Source organism: Sphaerimonospora mesophila (assembly GCF_001417795.1).
Classification (GTDB): domain Bacteria; phylum Actinomycetota; class Actinomycetes; order Streptosporangiales; family Streptosporangiaceae; genus Sphaerimonospora; species Sphaerimonospora mesophila.
Genome location: NZ_BCBX01000030.1, coordinates 340835 through 361086 on the forward strand (window position 1 = coordinate 340835; position 20252 = coordinate 361086).

At 69.6% G+C, this 20252-nt stretch carries 21 protein-coding genes; 5 read left to right on the top strand and 16 right to left on the bottom strand.

All coding sequences use genetic code 11. The features are described from left to right. Nucleotides 1-83: 83 nt before the first annotated feature. From rdgB to AP234_RS01935, 5 genes are read right to left on the bottom strand one after another with little or no spacing between them, the layout of a single operon-like run. Nucleotides 84-686, bottom strand: a complete 603-nt coding sequence (gene rdgB, locus AP234_RS01915) for an RdgB/HAM1 family non-canonical purine NTP pyrophosphatase (RefSeq protein ID WP_055477747.1) — start codon at nucleotides 684-686, stop codon at nucleotides 84-86. Between the two features lie 23 nt (nucleotides 687-709). Beyond that, on the bottom strand, nucleotides 710-1426 hold the full coding sequence (gene rph, locus AP234_RS01920) for a ribonuclease PH (protein ID WP_055477748.1): 717 nt from the start codon (nucleotides 1424-1426) through the stop codon (nucleotides 710-712). 26 nt (nucleotides 1427-1452) lie between these two features. Beyond that, on the bottom strand, nucleotides 1453-2205 hold the full coding sequence (locus AP234_RS01925; protein ID WP_055477749.1) for an MBL fold metallo-hydrolase: 753 nt from the start codon (nucleotides 2203-2205) through the stop codon (nucleotides 1453-1455). After that, complete coding sequence (gene murI, locus AP234_RS01930; RefSeq protein ID WP_055477750.1) at nucleotides 2202-3056, bottom strand: glutamate racemase; 855 nt, start codon at nucleotides 3054-3056, stop codon at nucleotides 2202-2204. Before murI ends, AP234_RS01925 begins: the two co-directional genes overlap by 4 nt. Nucleotides 3057-3085: 29 nt before the next feature. Beyond that, a complete protein-coding gene (locus tag AP234_RS01935; protein ID WP_055477751.1) occupies nucleotides 3086-3880 on the bottom strand; it encodes a thioesterase family protein in 795 nt (264 codons plus the stop codon). Nucleotides 3881-4030: 150 nt separating this feature from the next. On the opposite strand from AP234_RS01935, the gene AP234_RS01940 reads away from it, so the two are divergent. Beyond that, on the top strand, nucleotides 4031-5626 hold the full coding sequence (locus AP234_RS01940) for a DUF3352 domain-containing protein (protein ID WP_055477752.1): 1596 nt from the start codon (nucleotides 4031-4033) through the stop codon (nucleotides 5624-5626). Nucleotides 5627-5761: 135 nt separating this feature from the next. On the opposite strand, the gene AP234_RS01945 is transcribed toward AP234_RS01940, so the two are convergent. The 5 genes from AP234_RS01945 to clpS all read right to left on the bottom strand — a co-directional run bounded on the left by AP234_RS01945 (nucleotide 5762) and on the right by clpS (nucleotide 8699). Beyond that, nucleotides 5762-6709, bottom strand: a complete 948-nt coding sequence (locus AP234_RS01945; protein WP_055477753.1) for a PLP-dependent cysteine synthase family protein — start codon at nucleotides 6707-6709, stop codon at nucleotides 5762-5764. After that, nucleotides 6710-7006 (bottom strand): MoaD/ThiS family protein, encoded by a 297-nt coding sequence (locus AP234_RS01950; RefSeq protein WP_055477754.1) that lies wholly within the window; start codon nucleotides 7004-7006, stop codon nucleotides 6710-6712. Between the two features lie 307 nt (nucleotides 7007-7313). Beyond that, a complete protein-coding gene (locus tag AP234_RS01955; protein ID WP_055477755.1) occupies nucleotides 7314-7727 on the bottom strand; it encodes a Mov34/MPN/PAD-1 family protein in 414 nt (137 codons plus the stop codon). A gap of 32 nt (nucleotides 7728-7759) precedes the next feature. Then, nucleotides 7760-8308, bottom strand: a complete 549-nt coding sequence (locus tag AP234_RS01960; protein WP_431997980.1) for a DUF2017 domain-containing protein — start codon at nucleotides 8306-8308, stop codon at nucleotides 7760-7762. Between the two features lie 103 nt (nucleotides 8309-8411). After that, nucleotides 8412-8699 (bottom strand): ATP-dependent Clp protease adapter ClpS, encoded by a 288-nt coding sequence (clpS, locus tag AP234_RS01965; protein ID WP_055477756.1) that lies wholly within the window; start codon nucleotides 8697-8699, stop codon nucleotides 8412-8414. Between the two features lie 45 nt (nucleotides 8700-8744). On the opposite strand from clpS, the gene AP234_RS01970 reads away from it, so the two are divergent. From AP234_RS01970 to AP234_RS01980, 3 genes are all read left to right on the top strand, one after another. Next, the gene (locus tag AP234_RS01970; protein WP_055477757.1) at nucleotides 8745-10088 is read left to right on the top strand and encodes a nicotinate phosphoribosyltransferase; all 1344 of its coding nucleotides are present in this window, start codon (nucleotides 8745-8747) and stop codon (nucleotides 10086-10088) included. 65 nt (nucleotides 10089-10153) lie between these two features. Continuing rightward, nucleotides 10154-10741: an isochorismatase family protein gene (locus AP234_RS01975; RefSeq protein ID WP_055477758.1), complete on the top strand. Its 588-nt coding sequence runs from the start codon at nucleotides 10154-10156 to the stop codon at nucleotides 10739-10741. A gap of 116 nt (nucleotides 10742-10857) precedes the next feature. Then, complete coding sequence (locus AP234_RS01980) at nucleotides 10858-11484, top strand: hypothetical protein (protein ID WP_055477759.1); 627 nt, start codon at nucleotides 10858-10860, stop codon at nucleotides 11482-11484. A 124-nt stretch (nucleotides 11485-11608) separates the two neighbouring features. Here AP234_RS01980 and AP234_RS01985 read toward each other — a convergent pair whose 3' ends face one another. The 5 genes from AP234_RS01985 to AP234_RS02010 all read right to left on the bottom strand — a co-directional run bounded on the left by AP234_RS01985 (nucleotide 11609) and on the right by AP234_RS02010 (nucleotide 17721). Then, nucleotides 11609-13363, bottom strand: a complete 1755-nt coding sequence (locus AP234_RS01985; RefSeq protein ID WP_083501690.1) for a DEAD/DEAH box helicase — start codon at nucleotides 13361-13363, stop codon at nucleotides 11609-11611. A 321-nt stretch (nucleotides 13364-13684) separates the two neighbouring features. Then, nucleotides 13685-14635 (bottom strand): hypothetical protein, encoded by a 951-nt coding sequence (locus AP234_RS36990; RefSeq protein WP_160330364.1) that lies wholly within the window; start codon nucleotides 14633-14635, stop codon nucleotides 13685-13687. Nucleotides 14636-14745: 110 nt separating this feature from the next. Then, nucleotides 14746-15504, bottom strand: coding sequence for a zinc metalloprotease (locus AP234_RS34545; RefSeq protein WP_152990192.1), 759 nt, complete (start codon nucleotides 15502-15504; stop codon nucleotides 14746-14748). Between the two features lie 357 nt (nucleotides 15505-15861). Beyond that, entirely contained in the window at nucleotides 15862-16119 is a 258-nt protein-coding gene (locus AP234_RS02005; RefSeq protein WP_055477762.1) for a DUF3039 domain-containing protein, read from the bottom strand. A 33-nt stretch (nucleotides 16120-16152) separates the two neighbouring features. Beyond that, nucleotides 16153-17721, bottom strand: a complete 1569-nt coding sequence (locus AP234_RS02010; RefSeq protein ID WP_055478200.1) for a DHA2 family efflux MFS transporter permease subunit — start codon at nucleotides 17719-17721, stop codon at nucleotides 16153-16155. 371 nt (nucleotides 17722-18092) lie between these two features. Here AP234_RS02010 and AP234_RS02015 point away from each other — a divergent pair, with 371 nt between their 5' ends. Further along, nucleotides 18093-19547 carry a cellulase family glycosylhydrolase gene (locus AP234_RS02015; protein ID WP_055477763.1) on the top strand — a complete coding sequence of 485 codons (1455 nt, stop codon included), beginning with the start codon at nucleotides 18093-18095 and terminating at the stop codon, nucleotides 19545-19547. A 72-nt stretch (nucleotides 19548-19619) separates the two neighbouring features. On the opposite strand, the gene AP234_RS02020 is transcribed toward AP234_RS02015, so the two are convergent. Continuing rightward, complete coding sequence (locus AP234_RS02020) at nucleotides 19620-20195, bottom strand: YqgE/AlgH family protein (RefSeq protein ID WP_055477764.1); 576 nt, start codon at nucleotides 20193-20195, stop codon at nucleotides 19620-19622. Nucleotides 20196-20252: the final 57 nt, after the last annotated feature.

The following is a 20252-nucleotide window of genomic DNA, read 5'->3' on the forward strand; positions in this document are numbered from 1 at the left end:
TATGTAGGCACGCCGAAATCCGGTCGGATCGGTTTATCGATCTTTAAGCCGATTCGGCGATGCGGATTTCCGGTTACGGGGTGTCAGCGGACGGCCTGGGTGATGATGGGGACGAGGGCACGGAAGGCGCGGCCGCGGTGGCTGATGGCGTCCTTCTCCTCGGCGGACATCTCGGCGGTCGTCCGGCTCTCGCCGTCCGGTACGAAGATCGGGTCGTAGCCGAAGCCGCCCGTTCCGCGCGGCTCGCGGATGAGGGTGCCGTAGACCGCGCCGTCGACCACGTGTTCCTCGCCCGATGGCAGCGCGAGCGCCGCGCTGCAGGCGAAATGGGCCTGACGGCGGCCGTCGGGCACGTCGGAGACCTGGGCCAGCAGCAGGTCGAGGTTGGCCTTGTCGTCGCCATGCGAGCCCGACCAGCGGGCCGAGAAGATCCCCGGCATGCCGTTCAGCGCGTCGACGCAGAGCCCGGAGTCGTCGGCGATCGCGGGCAGCCCGCTCCCGGCCGCCACGGCGTGCGCCTTGAGCAGCGCGTTCTCGGCGAACGTGCGGCCGGTCTCGGCCACCTCGCCGATCTCGGGGAAGCCGTCCAGGCCCACGATCTCGACCGGCACCGCGGCCTCGGCGAGGATCCGGCGCAGCTCTACGATCTTCCCGGCGTTGCGCGTGGCCAGGACCACCTTGTTCATTCCACGAACCTCCGAAGACGAGATCAGGCGAGCGCCTGGGCCTGCATGCGGGTCAGCTCGGCGCAGCCCGCGGTGGCGAGGTCGAGCAGCCCGTCCAGCAGGGCCCGGTCGAACGGCGCGCCCTCCGCCGTGCCCTGCACCTCTACGAAGTCGCCGCCGCCGGTCATCACGACGTTCATGTCGGTCTCGGCCTTGACGTCCTCGGTGTAGCAGAGGTCGAGCAGCGGCTCGGTGCCGATCACGCCGACCGAGACGGCGGCGACGGAGTTCACCAGCGGGTCGCCGGGGCACATCCGCCGCTTGCGCATCCAGGCCACGGCGTCGGCGAGGGCGACGTACGCCCCGGTGATCGCAGCGGTCCGGGTGCCTCCGTCGGCCTGCAGCACGTCGCAGTCGAGGAGGATCGAGTTCTCCCCGAGCGCCTTGTAGTCCACGCAGGCCCGCAGCGACCGGCCGATCAGCCGGGAGATCTCGTGCGTCCTGCCGCCGATCCTGCCGCGGACCGACTCCCGGTCGCTGCGTGTATTGGTGGAGCGGGGCAGCATGGCGTACTCGGCCGTCACCCAGCCCAGGCCGCTGCCCTTGCGCCAGCGCGGCACGCCGGCCTCGACGGTCGCGGCGCACAGCACCTTGGTCGCACCGAACTCCACGAGCACGGAACCCTCCGCGTGCGCGAGCCAGTTCCGGGTGATGGTCACGGGGCGAAGCTGGTCGGGTCGACGACCGTCTGAACGAGCCATAGTGGCCACCTTAATGCTCGATATGGTCATGAAAGGTCATAGACGGCACCGCTGCGTGCGAGTTCCATCCGGCCGTCGAATCCGCCGCGCGAGGCGTCGTCGAGGATCCGGGCGGGGTCGTGCCAGGGCACGAGGTGCGTGAGGACGAGCGTGCCGACCTCCGCGCGCGCGGCGTGCTCGGCCGCCTGGCGTCCGTTGAGGTGGAGGCCCGAGGGCAGTCCGGGGACGTCGGGAAACGACGCCTCGCACAGCAGCACGTCGGCCCCGCGGGCGAGCTCGACCAGCTCCGGGCTTTCGCCCGTGTCGGCGGAGTACGTCACGTGGCGGCCGCCGTAGGACACGCGGAAGCCGTACGTCTCGACGGGATGGTTCATCCGCGCGGTGGTCACCTCGAACGGGCCGATCCGCCGCACCCCGGACGTCAGCCGTACGAAGTCGAAGGATCTCTCCAGCACCGGCTCGTCCGGCATGGCGTACGCGGCGTTGAGCCTGCGATCGGTCCCGTCGGGGCCGTGGAGCGGCACCTTGGGCAGCGGGCCGTCCGGGGTGTAGGTGCGCACGACGTGATAGGCGCACACGTCGAGGCAGTGATCGGCGTGCAGGTGGGACAGACAGATCGCGTCGATGTCGTAGAGGCCGATGTGCCGCTGCAGCGCGCCGAGCGCCCCGCTGCCGAAATCGAGCAGCAGCCGGAAGCCCTCGGCCTCCAGGAGATAACAGGAGGACGGGCTGTCCGGCCCGGGAAAACTGCCCGAGCATCCGATGACGGTCAATTTCACAGCGAGCTCCCGGTGTCGGATTCGCCCATTGCTGACCCATCCTGCACCGTCCTGCGCAGCGCCGCGATCTCGACGGCCTGGATCTCCGGCCCGAGGAACCGCTGCCCGAGCTGCTCGAACAGGTCGGTGTCGCCCGTGGCGCGGAAGCGGTGGACGGGCTCGGTCGTCCCGTCGGACAGCCCTCGGTCGTGCAGGATCCGGTAGACGTCCTTGGCGGTCTCCTCCGCGCTGGACACCAGCGTGACCCCGTCGCCCGTGACGTACGACAGCGCACCGGTCAGCAGTGGATAGTGCGTGCAGCCCAGGATCAGCGTGTCGCACCCGGAGTCCTGGATGGGCTTGAGATAGCCGCGGATCACCTCGATGAGCTCGTCGCTCATCGTCTCGCCGCGCTCGACGAAGTCGACGAGCAGGGGCGCGGCGACCCCGACGAGTTCGACGTCGGGGGCGGCGGTGAAGGCGTCGTGGTAGGCCATCGACTCGATCGTCGCACGGGTGCCGATGACGCCGACCCGGCCGTTCCTGGTCGCCCGTACGGCACGGCGGGTGGCCGGCTGGATGACCTCGACGACCGGGACGTCGTACCGCTCCCTGGCGTCCCGGAGCACGGCCGCGCTGGCGCTGTTGCAGGCGATCACGAGCATCTTGACGTCGTGCTCGACGAGATGGTCCATCACCTCCAGCGCGTACGCCCGTACCTCGGCGATGCTCTTCGGCCCGTACGGCTGACGCGCGGTGTCGGCGACGTAGAAGATCGACTCGTTGGGCAACTGGTCGATGATCGCCCGGGCGACGGTCAGGCCGCCCACCCCGCTGTCGAAGATCCCGATCGCGCTGCTGTTGTCCGGCACGCTTCCCAAGATTAGGGGAAGCTCGGCGATCAGCCGCGGCCGACGCGAGCGATCTGGCGGGATTGGGCGACCAGTCGGCCCGCCGAGTCCCATACCTCGACGTCCTCGTCGAACCAGCCGTCGCTGATCAGCCGCCCGCCGCCGATGAGCGTGAGCCATCCGGGCGCGGGCAGCGCGCGCAGGTGCCAGGTCAGCTCGACCGTGGGGGCCCAGCCGCGAGCGCCGGCCGAGAACACCACCGGCGGCAGCGCGTCGACGGCCAGTGCGATCACGTAGGGGTCGGGGTCCTGCGGCTCGGCCATCCGGAAGTACGCCCGGCACTCCGGCCGCCCGGTCGGCTCCCCGGCGAGCCATCCGATCGTCGGGGGGTCGAACAGCATCTCCACCTGGGCGCCGAGATTCATGTTCGACTCGGTCTTGGGCACGGGCAGCGGCACGCAGGCGGCCAGGCCGGGCATCGGCGCCGACGGTCCGTCGGACCAGTCGGGCACGGCCGCCGGGTCGAGCGTCGCGGTCGTCACCAGGGCCTCGATGAACGACTCGTCGCCCTGCGTCAGCGTGGCCCGGGTCATCGCGGCCGTACGGCCGGCCTTGAGCGGGGTCAGCCGCACCGTGGCGGGCCCGGGCCGCGGCACGCGGAGGAACTGGGCGCTCGTGGACACCGGGTGGGCGTGCGGGGAGGCGTCGACGACGGCCCGCAGGACGGTGGCCAGCAGATAGCCGCCGTTCAGCGGACCGCCGATCGAGTACGCGTCGTCGAGACACACGTCATAGGTCGCGTCGTCGACCCTGATCGCCTGCGTCGCCTCATCGAATTTCGTCACCGCGCACCCGCCTCCCGAATGTTGTTCTGGAGCTACTGTAACCACTCCCCCACGGTGCGCAATTCATCAGGTCAAGCGATATGCAAGCAGTTTGTTACCCACACCCCCTAAAGTCTCGATCATCACTGTTATCCGCACTGGAAGTGAGATATGCCTGCCAATACGCCACCTAATCCTCCTTTTCCGGGGGATGAGGACCCTGATCGGACGGTCGCGTACCGAACACCGCGGCCTCCGCAGCAGGACTACGCGCGCACCGCCCAATGGCAGTACCCCGCCGGATTCGAGCCGGAGACACGCTTCGCATCGGAGGAACTCGGCCACGCCGCCCCGGCGCCCGGCCGGAAGGGTGGCCGCGGCTGGATCATCGCGCTGATCGCGGCGATCGTCGTGGCCGTGGTCGGTGGCGGCGGCGTCTGGGCCGCCGCGAAGCTCAGCGGCGGGGGCACCCAGCCCCACGAGGTGCTGCCCGGCAACGCGATCGCGTACGTGCGGCTCGACCTCGACCCCGCCGCGAATCAGAAGATCGCGCTGTTCGACATCGCCCGCAAGTTCTCCGCCACCAAGGAGACCTTCTCGGGTGACGATCCGCGCAAGGCGGCCTTCGAAGCGCTGCGCGGCAACGATCCGAAGCTCGCCCATGTGGACTACGCCAAGGACATCGAGCCGTGGCTGGGCGACCGGATCGGCTTCGCCGTACTCGCGCCGTCCCAGAAGGGCGGGGACCCGGGCGCGGTGATGGCCATCCAGGTCAAGGACGAGGAAGCGGCCCGCGCCGGCCTCGCGAAGATGGACGAGGGGATCGCCGAGCGGCAACGGACCGGCGTCGCGTTCCGCGACGGCTACGCGATCGTCACGTCGGACCAGAGCGCGGCCGACCAGTACGCCGCGGCGGCGCCGCTGTCGGAGAACACCCGGTTCACCGGAGACATGGACACGCTCGGCGAGCAGGGCGTGCTGTCCTTCTGGGCGGATCTCAGCCAGATCGCCGAGTCGAGCGGCTCGGGAGCGGACCCCGCCGCCGAGATCATCAAGGACGCGCGGCTCACCGGGGCGCTCCGGTTCGGCGACGACTACGCCGAGCTCATCGGCACCGCACGCGGCACCGATGTGAAGAGCGGCCAGACCCAGACCGTCGATCTCGGCGACCTGCCCGCCTCCACCGCCGCCGCCGTGGGCGTCTCGGGACTGGGCAAAATGCTGCAGGAGAACTGGGCCGACATCGAGAAGGCGCTCGGCGCACAGGCGCAGGCGCCGCAGCAGTACGGCCTGAGCATGCCGGACGACCTCGTCGCACTGCTCGGCGAGAGCATCACGCTCGCCATCGACACCGAGGGCCTGGACGCCCTCGATCCCAGGCTCGGCGCCGTCCTGGAGACCGACCCCGCCAAGGCCGACCCCGTGCTCGCGAAGCTGGAGTCCGCCCTCTCCGGCTCGGGGATGCCGCCCGGGCTGGGCAAGGCGCGGAGCGAGGGGAAGCTGGTCGTGGCGACATCCCAGGACTACGCGGACGAACTCGCCTCGGCGGGCGCCCTCCGCGACAACGAGACCTTCCAGAAGGCCGTTCCCGACGCCGAGGGCGCCGGTTTCGCCCTCTACGTGGACATGAACAGCGCGAAGGCCCTCTATCAGCGCGAGCTGCAGGGCGAGGCGAAGGCCAACGTGGACGCGCTGCGCGCGGTGGGGCTGAGCGGCAAGATCTCCGACGGCGAGGCGGGTTTCACCGTCCGCGTCGTGTTCAACTGAGCCCGTTCTCAGGGCCCGTCCCCGGGCCGGTCCGACGTGATCACAGGTCGCCGCATGTGATCACGTCGCCGGCTTCGGCGGAGCCTGTGGCAGTGCTCTTGTCCGGGTTTCATGAGCTCTTGCCGAGAGCTCGGATCAGGCCCAGAGCTGGCCTTCGAGGCGGCTCTCCGCCTCGTCGAGCGTTCCTTCGTACGCCCCGGTGGACAGGTACTTCCAGCCGCCGTCGGCGACGATGAACACGATGTCGGCCCGCTCCCCCGCGCGTGCGGCCTTGGTCGCGATGCCCAGGGCCGCGTGCAGGGCGCATCCGGTCGAGATGCCGGCGAAGACGCCCTCGGTCGCCAGCAGTTCGCGGGTACGCCGCAGGGCGTCGGCCGAGGTGACCGAGTAGCGCGTGGTCAGCACCGTGGGGTCGTACAGCTCGGGGATGAAGCCCTCGTCCACGTTGCGCAGGCCGTACACCAGCTCGCCGTACCGCGGCTCGGCGGCCACGATCTGCACGTCCGGCACATGCTCGCGCAGGTAGCGCCCGACGCCCATGAGCGTGCCCGTGGTGCCGAGTCCCGCCACGAAGTGGGTGACGGTCGGCAGATCGGCGAGGATCTCCGGCCCGGTCGACTCATAGTGTGATCGCCAGTTGGCCGGGTTGCCGTACTGGTACAGCATCACCCAGTCCGGATGTTCGGCCGCCAGGCTCTTGGCCACCCGTACCGCCTCGTTGGAACCCCCGGCGGCGGGTGAGGAGATGATCTCCGCGCCGTACATGCGCAGGAGCTGGCGGCGCTCCTCCGACGTGTTCTCGGGCATCACACAGACCAGGCGGTATCCCTTGAGCCGGGCCGACATGGCCAGCGAGATGCCGGTGTTGCCGGAGGTCGGCTCCAGGATCGTGCAGCCGGGGGCGAGCAGGCCGTCCTTCTCGGCCTGCTCGATCATCCACAGCGCGGGCCGGTCCTTGACCGACCCGGTCGGGTTCCGGTCCTCCAGCTTCGCCCAGATCCGCACCTCTTCGGACGGCGAGAGGCGCGGCAGGCCGACCAGAGGGGTGTTGCCGACCGAGTCGATCAGCGAGTCGAAGCGCATCTAGCGCGCTCCGGCGGCTGCACCCGACCCGCCGGCGACGGCCGGCAGGACGGTCACGGTGTCGCCGTCGGCGACCGGGGTGCCCAGGCCGCCGAGGAAGCGCACGTCCTCGTCGTTCAGGTAGACGTTCACGAAGCGGCGCAGGCCGCTGTCGTCCACCAGGCGCTCCCTCAGGCCGGGGTGGCGCGCCTCCAGATCGCCGATGAGCTCCTCGAGCGTGGCGCCCTTGGCGTGCACCGCCTTGGCCCCATCGGTGTAGTTACGCAGGATGGTCGGAATGCGGACCTCGACGGCCATCTCGCTCAATCTCCTTGTTCGGTGGTCATCATGGTTCGGTAGGTCATCATGACAAGCGGGCGTCCACTCGACTGGAACATGGCCGGGCGGCCGGAGATTCCGGGTTCGACGCCATGTGCGGTGACAGCGCTCACTGACGGTGGTCACATACAGTGCTCAGTCACGGTGTTCAGCGACAGTCGTAGACGACGACCCAGGGCGTGTGCCCGAAAAGGAAATTCTGAACAGGAGATTCCGGGCGGGCCCGGTGCGGAAGGACAGCCGGTGACGACACGGGGCGATCGTCATCGATAGGCATAGCACAAGTCTAGCCATATGCCTCAACGATCTTGACTTCCTCCTCCGTCACGACGCCGTCGACGATCCGGTAGGAGCGGAACTCCGGTACGTCCGACGCAGTGGAGACCAGGACATAGTGGGCGTCCGGCTCGGACGCGTAGCTGATGTCCGTACGCGACGGGTACGCCTCGGTGGCGGTGTGCGAGTGGTAGATCACCACGGGCACCTCGTCCCGGTCGTCCATGTCCCGCCAGACGCGGAACTGCTCCATCGAGTCGAACCGGTAGAACGTCGGCGAGCGCTCGGCGTTCTCCATCGGGATGAACCGTTCCGGGCGGTCCGACCCCGCCGGCCCGGCCACGACGCCGCACGCCTCGTCGGGATGGTCGGCCCGGGCGTGGGCCACGATCTTGTCGACCAGCTCGCGTGAGATCGTCAGCATGCGGGAAACCTACCAAAGGCCTCGTAGACGGCTCACCAGAGGGCACGGACAAGCGTGTCCTGCAGGTAGGTCAGCCAGTCGTAGGTCACGTAGGCCGGGTAGCGGGGATCGTCCTCGGACATCTCCGCCACCTCCTCGTGGACCTCCTCGGTCACCTCCAGCCGCACGCCCAGCGCGAGCCGTACATCGTTGATGGTGCGCAGCCAGGCCTGACCCTGCGGCACCGTGAGCTCCAGCTCGCCCGGGGCCAGGGTCTCCAGCAGCGTCGTCGCGTCCGCGCGCTTGGCGTCCCGTAAGGTCGCCTCGGTGTAGCGGCGGAACTCCCCCGACGCCTCCTCGTCGTCTCCGTACGCCGGAGGGAAGAGACGGGCGAGCACGGGATCGGAGGGCGGGGCCGGGGAACCGATGCCGAGCGCGCGCTCCAGCGGGTCGTCCCCGGTCGAGCCTGGCTCGATCAGGCCCAGGATCTGCGTTGCCAGCGATCTCAGGATCGACACCTCGCCAGGATCGAGGTGGACCGAGACGCCCCCGTTCGTCGATCTGAAGCCGATGCTCATGCCGCCGTTCTCGTCATCAGTCATGTTCGCCACGTCCCCGTCGGACGTGTGCTCACGTGTCCCGCCAAGCCGTGTCCACGTGTTCTGCTCGACCGCGTCCACATGTCGTCCCGCTGGGCCCCCGCGGCTATTTGTCCTGCTGGACCGTCGCCCACAGGCCGTACGAGTGGAGGATCTGGACGTCCCGCTCCATCTCCTCGCGCGTGCCGCTGGCGACCACGGCCTTGCCCTTGTAGTGCACGTCCATCATGAGTTTCTCCGCCTTCTGCCGGGGATACCCGAACACGGTCTGAAAGACGTACGTCACATAGGACATCAGATTGACCGGGTCGTTCCACACGATGGTGAGCCACGGCCGATCGGGACGGACGTCCGACGACGGGCGCTCGACCTCGGCTGGAGCTGTACTACCCACGTAACCATCCTGCACCACATGAGTCGTAGTCTTCGACACGTGCGGATGACCATGGGCACTGGCCTGCTTACCGACCACTACGAGTTGACCATGCTGGAGGCGGCGCTGGCGAGCGGCGCGGCGGACCGGCGGGCCGTCTTCGAGGTGTTCGCCCGCAGGTTGCCGGGGGGACGGCGCTACGGGGTGGTCGCGGGGACCGCCCGGGTGCTCGACGCCCTGGAGGACTTCCGCTTCGACGACGCCGACCTCGATTTCCTGCGGCGGGTGGTCGACGAACGGACACTGGCGTTCCTCGCCGACTACCGGTTCTCCGGAGACGTGTACGGCTATCGCGAGGGCGAGGCGTTCTTCCCCGGCTCGCCGATCATGGTGGTGGAGAGCACATTCGCCGAGGCGGTGCTGCTGGAGACCGTGATCTTGTCGATTCTCAACCACGACTGTGCCATCGCCTCGGCCGCCTCGCGGATGGCGCACGCGGCGGGCGACCGGCCACTGATCGAGATGGGCTCCCGCCGCACGCATGAGGTCGCGGCCGTCGCGGCGGCGAGGTCGGCCTACCTGTGCGGCTTCGCGTCGACCTCCAACCTGATGGCCGGGCGCCGGTACGGCGTCCCGACGGCGGGCACGGCCGCCCACGCGTTCGTCCTGCTGCACGACTCGGAGAAGGACGCCTTCCGGGCCCAGCTCGACTCGCTGGGGCACGGAACGACGCTGCTCATCGACACCTATGACATGGCCGAGGCCGTGCGGACCGCCGTCGAGCTGGCCGGGCCGGACCTCGGGGCGGTGCGGATCGACTCGGGCGATCTCGCGGTGATGGCGCAGGAGGTGCGGCAGGCGCTCGACGCGCTCGGGGCCGAGCAGACGAAGATCATCGTCACCGGCGACCTCGACGAGTTCGCCATCGCCGCGCTGGCCGTCGCCCCGGTCGACGGATATGGCGTGGGCACCGCGCTGGTCACCGGATCCGGCCACCCTACGGCCAGCCTCGTCTACAAGCTGGTCGCCAGAGAGGACGCCATGGGCGTGATGCGGCCGGTGGCGAAACGGTCCGTGGGCAAGCCCAGCAAGGGCGGCCGCAAGTGGGCCTACCGGCGGACCGACGACGGGATCGCCACCGCCGAGATCGTCACCGGCGCGCCGATGGAGACCCCACGGCCAGACCAGACCGAGCAGACCGAGCAGACCGACCAGGCTGGTCGGGCCGAGCGGACCGAGCAGATCGGGGACCGGCCGCTGCTGGCCGAACTCGTCCGCGGTGGCGAGATCGTCGGCCGCGAACCCCTGGAGGCCGCCCGGCGGCGACACCGGTCGACTCTCGCCGAATTGCCACTGATTGCGCACAGCCTCTCCCCCGGAGACCCGGCAGTCCCTACTATCTTCAAGTGATCGTGGGAGACCGGCGCATGAGGACGACGCCGGTCTCCCACGATCACCGAGAAGAAGGTGGTGCAGTGAAAACCGCGCTCATCATCGTCGACGTCCAGAACGACTTCTGCGAGGGCGGCAGCCTGGCCGTGGCCGGCGGCGCCGAGGTCGCGGCGGCCATCAGCCGTCACGTCGCCGACCGCGCTTCCACAACCCATGCCTACGACCATGTGGTGGCCACCCGCGACCATCACATCGATCCCGGGGCGCACTTCGCCGCGGAACCCGACTTCGTGAACAGCTGGCCGGCGCACTGCGTTGTCGGCACCGCCGGCGCCGACTTCCACCCGGCCTTCGACACGACGAAGGTGGAGGAGGTCTTCAGCAAGGGAGCCCACAAGGCGGCCTACAGCGGCTTCGAGGGAGCCGCCGACGACGGCACCGACCTTGCCGGCTGGCTTCGCGACCACGACGTGACCTCCGTCGACGTCGTCGGCATCGCCACGGACCACTGCGTGCGGGCCACCGCGCTGGACGCCACGCGGGCCGGCTTCGCCGTACGGGTCCTGCTGGACCTGACCGCCGGCGTCGCCAGGGAGACCACGGACGCGGCCCTCGGTCAACTCGACGCCGCCGGTGTGGAGCTCATCGGAACCCCCGTCGTCGGCCCCTGATCCTCCTGCAGCGCGGCCGGACGCGCCGGGGTCACCTGTGTCGAGGACACGCGGAACACGCGCCGTGACGCCTATATTACTTAGGGTGACAGAACCCTCACGGATAGGCACCTCAGATGTTCGCGTTCCTGCTCGGCCTCGCCTGGCTCATCCTGACCCCGGTCTGTGTCTGGCTGCTCTTCAGCCGTGACCGTTCGGGGGCCGTACGCGCCGCAGCCGTGGTCACCCTGGGGGCGCTGCAGGTGGGGACCACGGTGATCGGCTTCGCCGACCGGCATCCGGTCACGCCCTCCGCCGCACCGGCGTCCTCCCCGGCGGCCGCGCCGCCCGTGGCCGCCGCCGCGCCGGACGGGGCGAACGGGTCGGTGGCGGCGAGCGGCGCCGACGCGCCACCCTGCCCGGCCCGGATTCTGTCGCCGGAGGCCGTACGGCTGCGCCGGAGCGGCGGATCGCTGAACGTGACCGTCTTCTGGAAGGCGGGCACTCCCCCGTGCGAGGAGGCGGCGGTGGCGCTGCGCCCCTCCGGGAAGCGGCTGGGCATCCTGCTGCGCGCGGGAGACGCCGGAGAGCATCCCGCCGGGGCACGGGGGGAGATGCGCACGGCGCCGGTGCGGGTGACGCGCGGGGTGGCCTCACTCCAACTGCGTTTCACCCCGCAGCGGCACCAGCACCGGCGCTACGTCGCGGTCAACGTCCACACCGGTCACCGCATCCCCGATGCCCGGCCCGGCCAATACCGCTGAAACCGCATCACCGAGCCGCATCACCGAGCCGCATCATTGAGCCGCATCTCTGAACGGCACAGCTGAGCCGCACCGCTGAGTGGGCCGCCACTCGGTGTTCACTTCCGCCGGCGGCGCGCGGTGCTCACTTCCGCTGGGTGGCCCACTTGCGGATCAGCGCGATGCGCTCGCGGATCTGTTCTGCGGTCGCCTGTGCGATCTGCGGCCCCCCGCAGGCCCGGCGCAGCTCGGCGTGGATGACCCCGTGCGGCTGGCCGGTCCGGTGGTTCCACGCGCCGACCAGACCGTTGAGCTCCTTACGCAGCTCGTGCACCTGCTCGTGCGGGGCCAGGGCCGGCTCGGCCTCCGGAGCGGCCTTGGTCTTCCGCTTCGCCGCCTGCTGGTCCGCCTGGCGCTTGCGCAGCAGCGTGGCCACCTGATGGGGCTCCAGCAACCCGGGCAGGCCGAGGAAGTCCTCCTCCTCGGGTGAGCCCGGCGCGGCGGCCGTACCGAACTCGCCGCCGTCGAACAGAACCCGGTCGAAGGTCGCGGACGCCTCCAGCGTCTGGAACGGCAGTTCGTCGCCGACGGCGTCCGGCTGCTTCTTCTCCTGCTGGGCCTGCTCCAGCAGCAGGTCGTCCAGGCCCTCGTCGTCGCGGCGGCGACCGAGCACATGATCGCGCTCGGCCTCCATCTCGGCGGCGAGTCCCATCAGCACGGGCACGGACGGCAGGAACACCGACGCGGTCTCGCCGCGCTTGCGTGCCCGGACGAACCTTCCGACGGCCTGGGCGAAGAACAGCGGCGTCGAGGTGCTGGTCGCATAGACGCCCACGGCCAGGCGGGGGATGTCCACCCCCTCGGAGACCATCCGGACGGCCACCAGCCACCGCCTGTCGGACGTGGCGAAGTCCTTGATCTTCTGGGACGCGCCCGGGTCATCCGAGAGCACCACCTCGGCGCCCTGACCGGTGACGGTCCGGATGTGCCGCGCGTAGGCGCGGGCCGACTCGTGGTCGGAGGCGATGACCAGGCCGCCGGCGTCCGGCACGCCGTGCCGCACCTCGCTGAGCCGTCGGTCCGCCGCCTGGATGACCTGGCGGATCCAGTCGCCCTTGGGGTCGAGCGCGGCCCGCCACGCCTGGGAGAGCTGGTCCTTGGTGAGCGGAGTGCCGAGCGTCGCGCTGATCTCGTCGCCCGCCCGCGTCCGCCATGTCATCTCCCCCGAGTACGCCAGGAAGATGACGGGCCGGACCACGCCGTCGGCCAGGGCCGGGCCGTACCCGTAGGAGTAGTCGGAGACGCTGCGCAGCGCGCCGTCGCCGTCCTCCACGTAGGAGACGAACGGGATCGGGCTGTCGTCGGACCGGAACGGCGTGCCGGTCAGCGCGAGCCGTCTGGTCGCCGGTTCGAAGGCCTCGCGGACGGCGTCGCCCCACGACTTGGCGTCGCCCGCGTGGTGGATCTCGTCGAAGACCACCAGGGTCTTGCGCGCCTCGGTGCGGGCGCGGTGCAGCGCGGGGTGCATGGCGACCTGGGCGTAGGTGATCGCCACACCGGTGTAGTCGCGCGAGGTCGTGCCCTGGCTGTTCTTGAACTCGGGGTCGATGCCGATGCCGACCTTGGCCGCGGCGTCGGCCCACTGCCGCTTGAGGTGCTCGGTGGGCGTGACGATCGTCAGGGATCGGACGATCCCGCGGCTGAGCAGTTCGCTGGCGATCCGCAGTGCGTAGGTGGTCTTGCCCGCGCCCGGCGTCGCGACGGTCAGGAAGTCACGCGGCTCGCGCTGGAAGTAGAGCTCGAACGCCTCCTGCTGCCAGGCACGCAGCTTGGGCGCGGTGCCCCAGGCGGCTCGGTCGGGATAGGAGGGGGAGAGATGGGATGCGGCCGAAACGCTCAATGACGCCTCCCAGAGCTCGTCGGGACACCGCTGTCCCTGTCGGTTCGCCTGTCTCTTCCAGTCGGTTGGCCTCTGCCGGTTCGCCTGTCGCTATCGGTTCGCAGCCTCACAATGACCCCAGGGTAGTCGGACGAACCGACAGAGCGTGCCGTTCGGCCTCTCTCCAGAGAAGATCATGAGCGTGACCTGCGGCGGAACGCCCCGTTTCGCGAGTTCCGCGACGTACGGCCTCAGCCCCACGAGCCCCGCCCGTGAGCCCGCCCGATGGAGACCCGGCCCAAGCAGACCCGGCCCAAGCAGACCCGGCCCAAGCAGACCGGCTCAGTGTGCGCCGGAGATCAGGGCGTCGATGTCCGAGCGGGTCCCGGGCGCGTCCGGATGGGCGAGCGCGAGCATGACCGTGCTCTTGCCGTCGGGCCGGGTGAGCAATGTCACGCGCAGGAACGCGGGCTCGTTCACGACGTCGCGGTACTCGGCCCGAATCGCCCGTGTGTGGCCGGGGCGCCCGTTGACGGTGACCGCGTGGTCGTCCACCACCTCGACGTCATCCCCGTGCAGCAGCAACCGGGCGTAGAGATCGGTCAGGTCGATGACCGCGGAGCGGAGGTGCGGCGGATCGACCGGATCCCCCGGCCGCGCCATGACCGTCCCCAGATCCCCGTGGGCGGCGACGGAGGTGAACCCGGTCACCGGGGCGACGACGCCCTCGCTCCAGCCGGCGGGCAGCGCGTACGAGATTCCGGCGAGCGCGTCGTCGATCACTCTGGGCGGCTCGCCCTCGGCACGGCTCAGGACCGTCACCACCACCGCGCCGATCACGGTCCCGGCGGACACGAGCGCGAGAACGGCGACGAGCAGGCGGCTCAGCCAGCGCGGCATGCGACGGCCCGGCCGGACCGGCGCGCCGTACCTCCCGGCCGCCGGCGGCTCGTCGGACAGGGCCGGATCACTGGGCCAGGCCTGATCAGCAGGCCAGATCGGATCAGTAGGCCAGACCTGATCAGCGGGCCAGGCCGGATCGCCCCGCCACATGGGGGCGGCGGACGACGGCGGCACGCCGTGCCGCATCGGACTCTCCCGCGCCGGACTCTCCCGCCCCGCGTTCTCTCGCCCCGTGCTCTCCGGCACCGCGTTGTTCGGCTCTGCGTTGTTCGGCTCTGCGTTGTTCGGCTCTGCGTTGTTCGGCCCTGCGTTGTTCGGCTCTGCGTTGTTCGGCCCTGTGTTGTTCGACTCCGGGGGCGGCCAGACCCGGCGGGTCCACTGATCCTCCACACAACCTCCCGCGTGATCGCTGTTGTGGAGTTAGTCACAAGGGCGGTGCCCCGTCAACGGGCAGCGGGAGATTGCGCCCACGCGCGGTGGCGGCGAGCCGCGCCGGGACCCTATTTGGCGCGGGCGGGATCGCGGTATGCCTCCCACATCTGGTGGATACGTGCGGCCTGGCCCGCGGTGAACTCACGCATGCAGCGATCGTGCGAGTAGTCCATGAAGTTGTGCACCGGGTCGTCCCCCGGCGCCGGGCAGGTGTCCTTGCGCGCCGGGCAGCCCATCGTCGCCTTGGCCTCGGGCGGCGTGTCGTCCACCGAGTCGCCGGGGGCGTCACAGCCGTTCTCGAACGTGTGCAGCAGGCCCAGCCAGTGGCCGATCTCGTGAACGGCCGTGAACCCCCTGTTGAAGTTCCGCAGCGGACCGCCGGGCACGCTGCGCCAGTCGATCACCACGCCGTCCAGGCCCGGCTCGCCCCCGTACCAGTAGGGATACGTGGAGTAGCCGAGCACGAGCTCGCCCAGCTGTGCGACGTAGAGGTTCAGCGTCTCGGGACCGCCGACGCGCAGCTTGTCCTTGAGGCCCGCCTCGTTGCCCAGGGGGTCGCGGAACCACCTGGCGTTGTCGGTGTGCGTCACACCCTTCAGATCGAACCGGACCTTGGTGTCGACGCCGCCGAACTTGCCGCTGTAGGCGTCGTTGAGCGCCCGCACCTGCCGGTCCACCGCGCTGTCGGGGAGACCGAGCTTGCCGTCTCTGATGATGTGCACCCATAGCGGCACCCGGATCTCCCGCTGGGCCGGTGCGCGCCGACCCGGTTCCAGGGCCCCCGAGCCGTGCCGGTCCTCGAGGCGGCGGCGGAGGTCGTCGTTCATCCGCGCGATCTCCGCCGGACCCGGCCGACGCGGTTCGACAGCGTGACCGAGCCTGAGGGCGCGGGCATGCTTGCGCGTGCGGGCGGGACCGGCGGTACGGCTCCGTTCGTGGACGTGGCGGAGGCTCCCCTGAGAATCCGCGGCCCCCTGGGCACGACCCCCACCGCTCCGGCGTGCCGGTTCCTGGCATTCACTCGGAGGGGCGGCGGACGCGCGAGCCACGGCGGAGACACCGCCCACCACGAAAAGACAAACAAGGCAGACGGCGATTACGCCCCGAACCATTCGTATCCCCCGTTACGGCTGGTCTGAAAGCCGACGTTAGCCGTACCGGGGGTCATGATCCTGGATCGACACTCACTCGCTGGGAGGTTCGCCCTTCGGCAGCCCCTCGTAGATCTCCTTGCACTCCGGGCAGACGGGGTACTTCTTCGGATCGCGGCTGGGCACCCACACCTTGCCGCAGAGAGCTCGGACCGGGCTGCCGGTCACATAGCTCTCTGTGATCTTGTTCTTGTCGGCGTAGTGGGAGAACCGCTCGTGGTCGCCGTCGCCATGGGAGAGCCGCGGCGTGACTTCGCTCTCAGGAAGAATCTTCGTGCTGCTCACGGTCATCGAGTCTACTTAGCGCGGGAGTCGTGCGGGCCGTCAACCGACGTGGACGACGGCTCCCTCTGTCTTGCGCCCGGCCTTGACGAACAGCGCGAAGATCGCGGCCACCACGGCGATACCGGCGCTCATCTGGAAGCCCAGGTGCAGACCGTCCATGAAGGACATGTGCGCGGCCTGCGTGATGAGCTCGGCGGCCGGCCCGGTGAGACCGGGCGGGGCCATGCCGACGGAGGCGAGCTGCTTCAGGCCCTCCAACTGCTCCGGCGGGATCGCGGCGGCCGCCGGCCCGAGGTGACCGGGGAGCACGCTCGCCACCTTGGCGGACACGATCGCGCCGAGGATGGCCGTGCCGAGTGCGCCGCCCACCTGCATGGCGGAGTTCTGCACGCCGCCGGCGACCCCGCTGAGGTCCTCGGGGGCGTTGCCGACGATGATCTCGGTGGCTCCCACGAAGACCGGCGAAAGTCCGAACGCCAGCAGCACGAACGGGATCGCGCTGTCGACGAACGCCGCGTCGACGCTGAGCCGCGACATCAGGAACATCGCGATCGCGGTGACCACCATGCCGCCCGCGATGGTGCTCTTCGGGCCGAGCCTGCCGATGAGAACACCGGCGATCGGCGATGCGATGATCATGCCGGCGCTCATCGGCAGCATGCGCAGGCCGGAGTCGAGCGGGCTCAATCCGTGCACGCCCTGGAAGAAGAACGTGAGGAAGAACATCGCGCCCATCATCGAGAACGACACGAGGATCATGAGCACGGTGCCGATGGAGACCGAGGCGTTGCTGAACAGGGACAGCGGCAGCAGCGGCTCGGCCGTCCTGGCCTGCCAGAACAGGAACACCGCTCCGACCAGCACGGCGACGGCGAGGAAGCCGATCGTCTTGACGTCGCCCCAGCCCCATTCGGGCGCCTTGATGATGGCCCAGACCAGCGAGAACATGGTGACCGACAGAAGCACCACACCCGGCCAGTCCACCCGCGACAGCGTCCGGGCCCGGCTCTCCCTGAGCGCCCACAGGCCGAAGGCCAGCGCGGCGGCACCGACGGGCACGTTGATGAAGAAGACCGACTGCCAGCTCACGTTCTCGACGAGGACGCCCCCGACGATCGGGCCGGCCGCACTCGACAGGCCGAGGATCGCGCCCCACGCCCCCATCGCCATGTTGAGCCGCTCGCCGGGGAAGGCCATGCGCAGCAGCGCCAGGGCGGCCGGCTGGAGCAGCGCGCCGAACAGGCCCTGCAGTACGCGCAGGGCGATCAGCATGCCCACCGACGACGACAGGCCGATCATCAGCGAGACCAGGGTGAACCCGACCACGCCGATCAGGAAGATCCGCTTGTGACCGAAGAGGTCGCCCAGCTTGCCGGCGGTGATGAGGAAGACCGCGAGCGCGAGCAGATAACCGCTGGTGACCCACTGAAGGTCGGCCAGCGACGCCTTGAGGTCTTCGGCGATGACCGGGTTGGCGATGGCGACGACCGTGCCGTCGAGCATGACCATGATCACGCCAAGGGAGACCGCGAGCAGTGTGAGCCACGCGGAGCCCTGTCCGCGTCCCGGCGGCGGCGACTCGGCCCGCTCGGCTACCGCTTGAGTCATCATGGATGGTCCCCCTTCGAAACGATGATTCGAAAACACAATCGAGCCGCCCACACGGCCTCCGGCATCCTACGGGACGCCTCCGACAAGAACGCCACCGGTTTTCTCCCGGTTCCGACGTGTTCGCGGCGCAACGGAAGTCCCGTCACCGCATGCCCGGGTCGCCGGCTCCACACCTTGTTCGATGAACGTTTCACACCGAACCCGCCCACCCGGTTCAGCTACGTGGCCTGACATCGCAGCTCAGGCCGCTTCTGGTCGGCGAGAATGACCAACTAGACCGGTTAAGTCTGTACGCCGTCCCATACCACGCCTAGGGTTCCCGGGAGCGCTTCCACAGGCTGCGCGATCCCCCCATACCGAGGTAGCTCATGAGAACACGCTTCATCGCCGCGGGCACGGCACTCTTCGCCCTCCTGTTGTCAGTGATCGCACTCACCCAGCCCGCCCAGGCCGCGACCGGCCTCCGCGTGAACAACGGGAAGATCTACGAGTCCAACGGGAACCAGTTCATCATGCGGGGCACGAGCCACGCCCACACCTGGTTCACGAGCCAGACCAACTCCTTCGCCGACATCAAGTCCCTGGGCGCCAACACCGTCCGGGTCGTGCTCAGCGGCGGCCGCTGGACCGCGAACACGGCCAGTGACGTGGCCAACGTCATCTCGCTCTGCAAGCAGAACCGGCTGATCTGCGTGCTGGAGAACCACGACACCACCGGCTACGGGGAGCAGAGCGGCGCCTACACCCTGAGCCAGGCGGTCGACTACTGGATCGGTCTGAAGAGCGTGCTGACCGGCCAGGAGAACTACATCGTCATCAACATCGGCAACGAGCCGTACGGCAACAACAACGTCTCCGGCTGGACCAGTGCCACGACCGACGCGATCAAGCGCATGCGCGGCGCCGGATTCGAGCACATGCTGATGGTGGACGCGCCGAACTGGGGCCAGGACTGGCAGTTCGTCATGCGTGACAACGCGGCCTCCGTCTTCAACGCCGACCCGCAGAAGAACACGGTCTTCTCGATCCACATGTACGGCGTGTTCGACACCGCGGCCGAGGTCACCGGCTACCTGCAGGCGTTCCAGACCGCCGGCCTGCCGATCGTCATCGGCGAGTTCGGCAACATGCACTCCGACGGCGACCCGGACGAGGACACGATCATGTCCCAGGCCCAGTCGCGGGGCATCGGCTACCTCGGCTGGTCGTGGAGCGGCAACGGCGGCGGCGTCGAGTACCTCGACCAGGTGACCAACTTCAACGTCAACCAGCTCACCTCCTGGGGCCAGCGGCTCTTCAACGGCGCCAACGGCATCAAGGCGACGGCCAAGCAGGCGACGATCTACAACGGTGGACAGACCCCCACCCCCACCCCCACCCCCACCCCCACCCCCACCCCCACCCCGACACCGACACCGACACCGACACCGACCCCCACGCCGACGCCGACGCCGACCCCCACGCCGACCCCCACGCCGACGCCGACCCCGACCCCCACACCGACCCCCACCGGCGGCACGGACGGGTGCACGGCCACCTACCAGGTGGTGAACCAGTGGGCCGGCGGCTTCCAGGGTGAGGTCACGGTGAAGGCGGGCGGCTCCGCCATCACCGGCTGGACCGTGAAGTGGACGTACGCCAACGGCCAGACGGTCAGCCAGATGTGGAACGCCACCCTGAGCTCGAGCGGCTCGAGCGTCACCGCCAAGAACATGAGCTACAACGGCAACCTCGGTGCCGGCGCGAGCACCTCGTTCGGGTTCCTCGGGTCCTGGAACGGCACGAACGGCACGCCCTCGTCGGTGAGCTGCACCGCGAGCTGAACCCACTGATCACCCGTGGCCGGGCGCGCATGCCGTGCCCGGCCACAGCACGTGGACGGGCGGCCCCCGGTGTCAGTTGAGCGTGGGATCGTCGGGGAAGGTGGCGACGAGCGCGAGATCGCCGCGCTGGCGGCGCAGCACCGTCCGCCACAGCAAGGACGGGTCGGAGTGGAAGGTGTCAGCGGGTTCCGAGTCCACGACGTACCAGGCGCCCTCCCGCAGCTCGTTCTCGAGCTGTCCCGCCGTCCAACCGGCATAGCCCGCGAAGATCCTCATCTGCGAGATCTCCCCCGCGAGGATCTCGGGCGGCGCGTCGAGGTCGACCGTGCCCAGCCGGGACGTCGCCGACCTGCCCTGGAGCCGCCGCCAGCCGAGCGGCTCCTCCCCGCTCAGCACGACGGCCAGGGCCAGCGCACTGTCGGTCTGCACCGGCCCGCCCTCGAACAGCACCGGAGGACCGGTGACCAGCGGGTCCCATGAGGGCAGCACCTGGGTCACCGCGATCTCGCTGGGCCGGTTGAGTATCACGCCCAGCGTGCCGCCGTCCTCGTCGTGCTCCAGCACGAGCACGACGCTACGCCGGAAGTTGGGGTCGTCGAGCAGTGGCGTCGCCACAAGCAAACCGCCGACGTAGATCGCCTCCGCCATACCTCCCATGATGAGGGAGGAATGCCGAATCATGCACGTCGCCCCCGGCTTGACGTA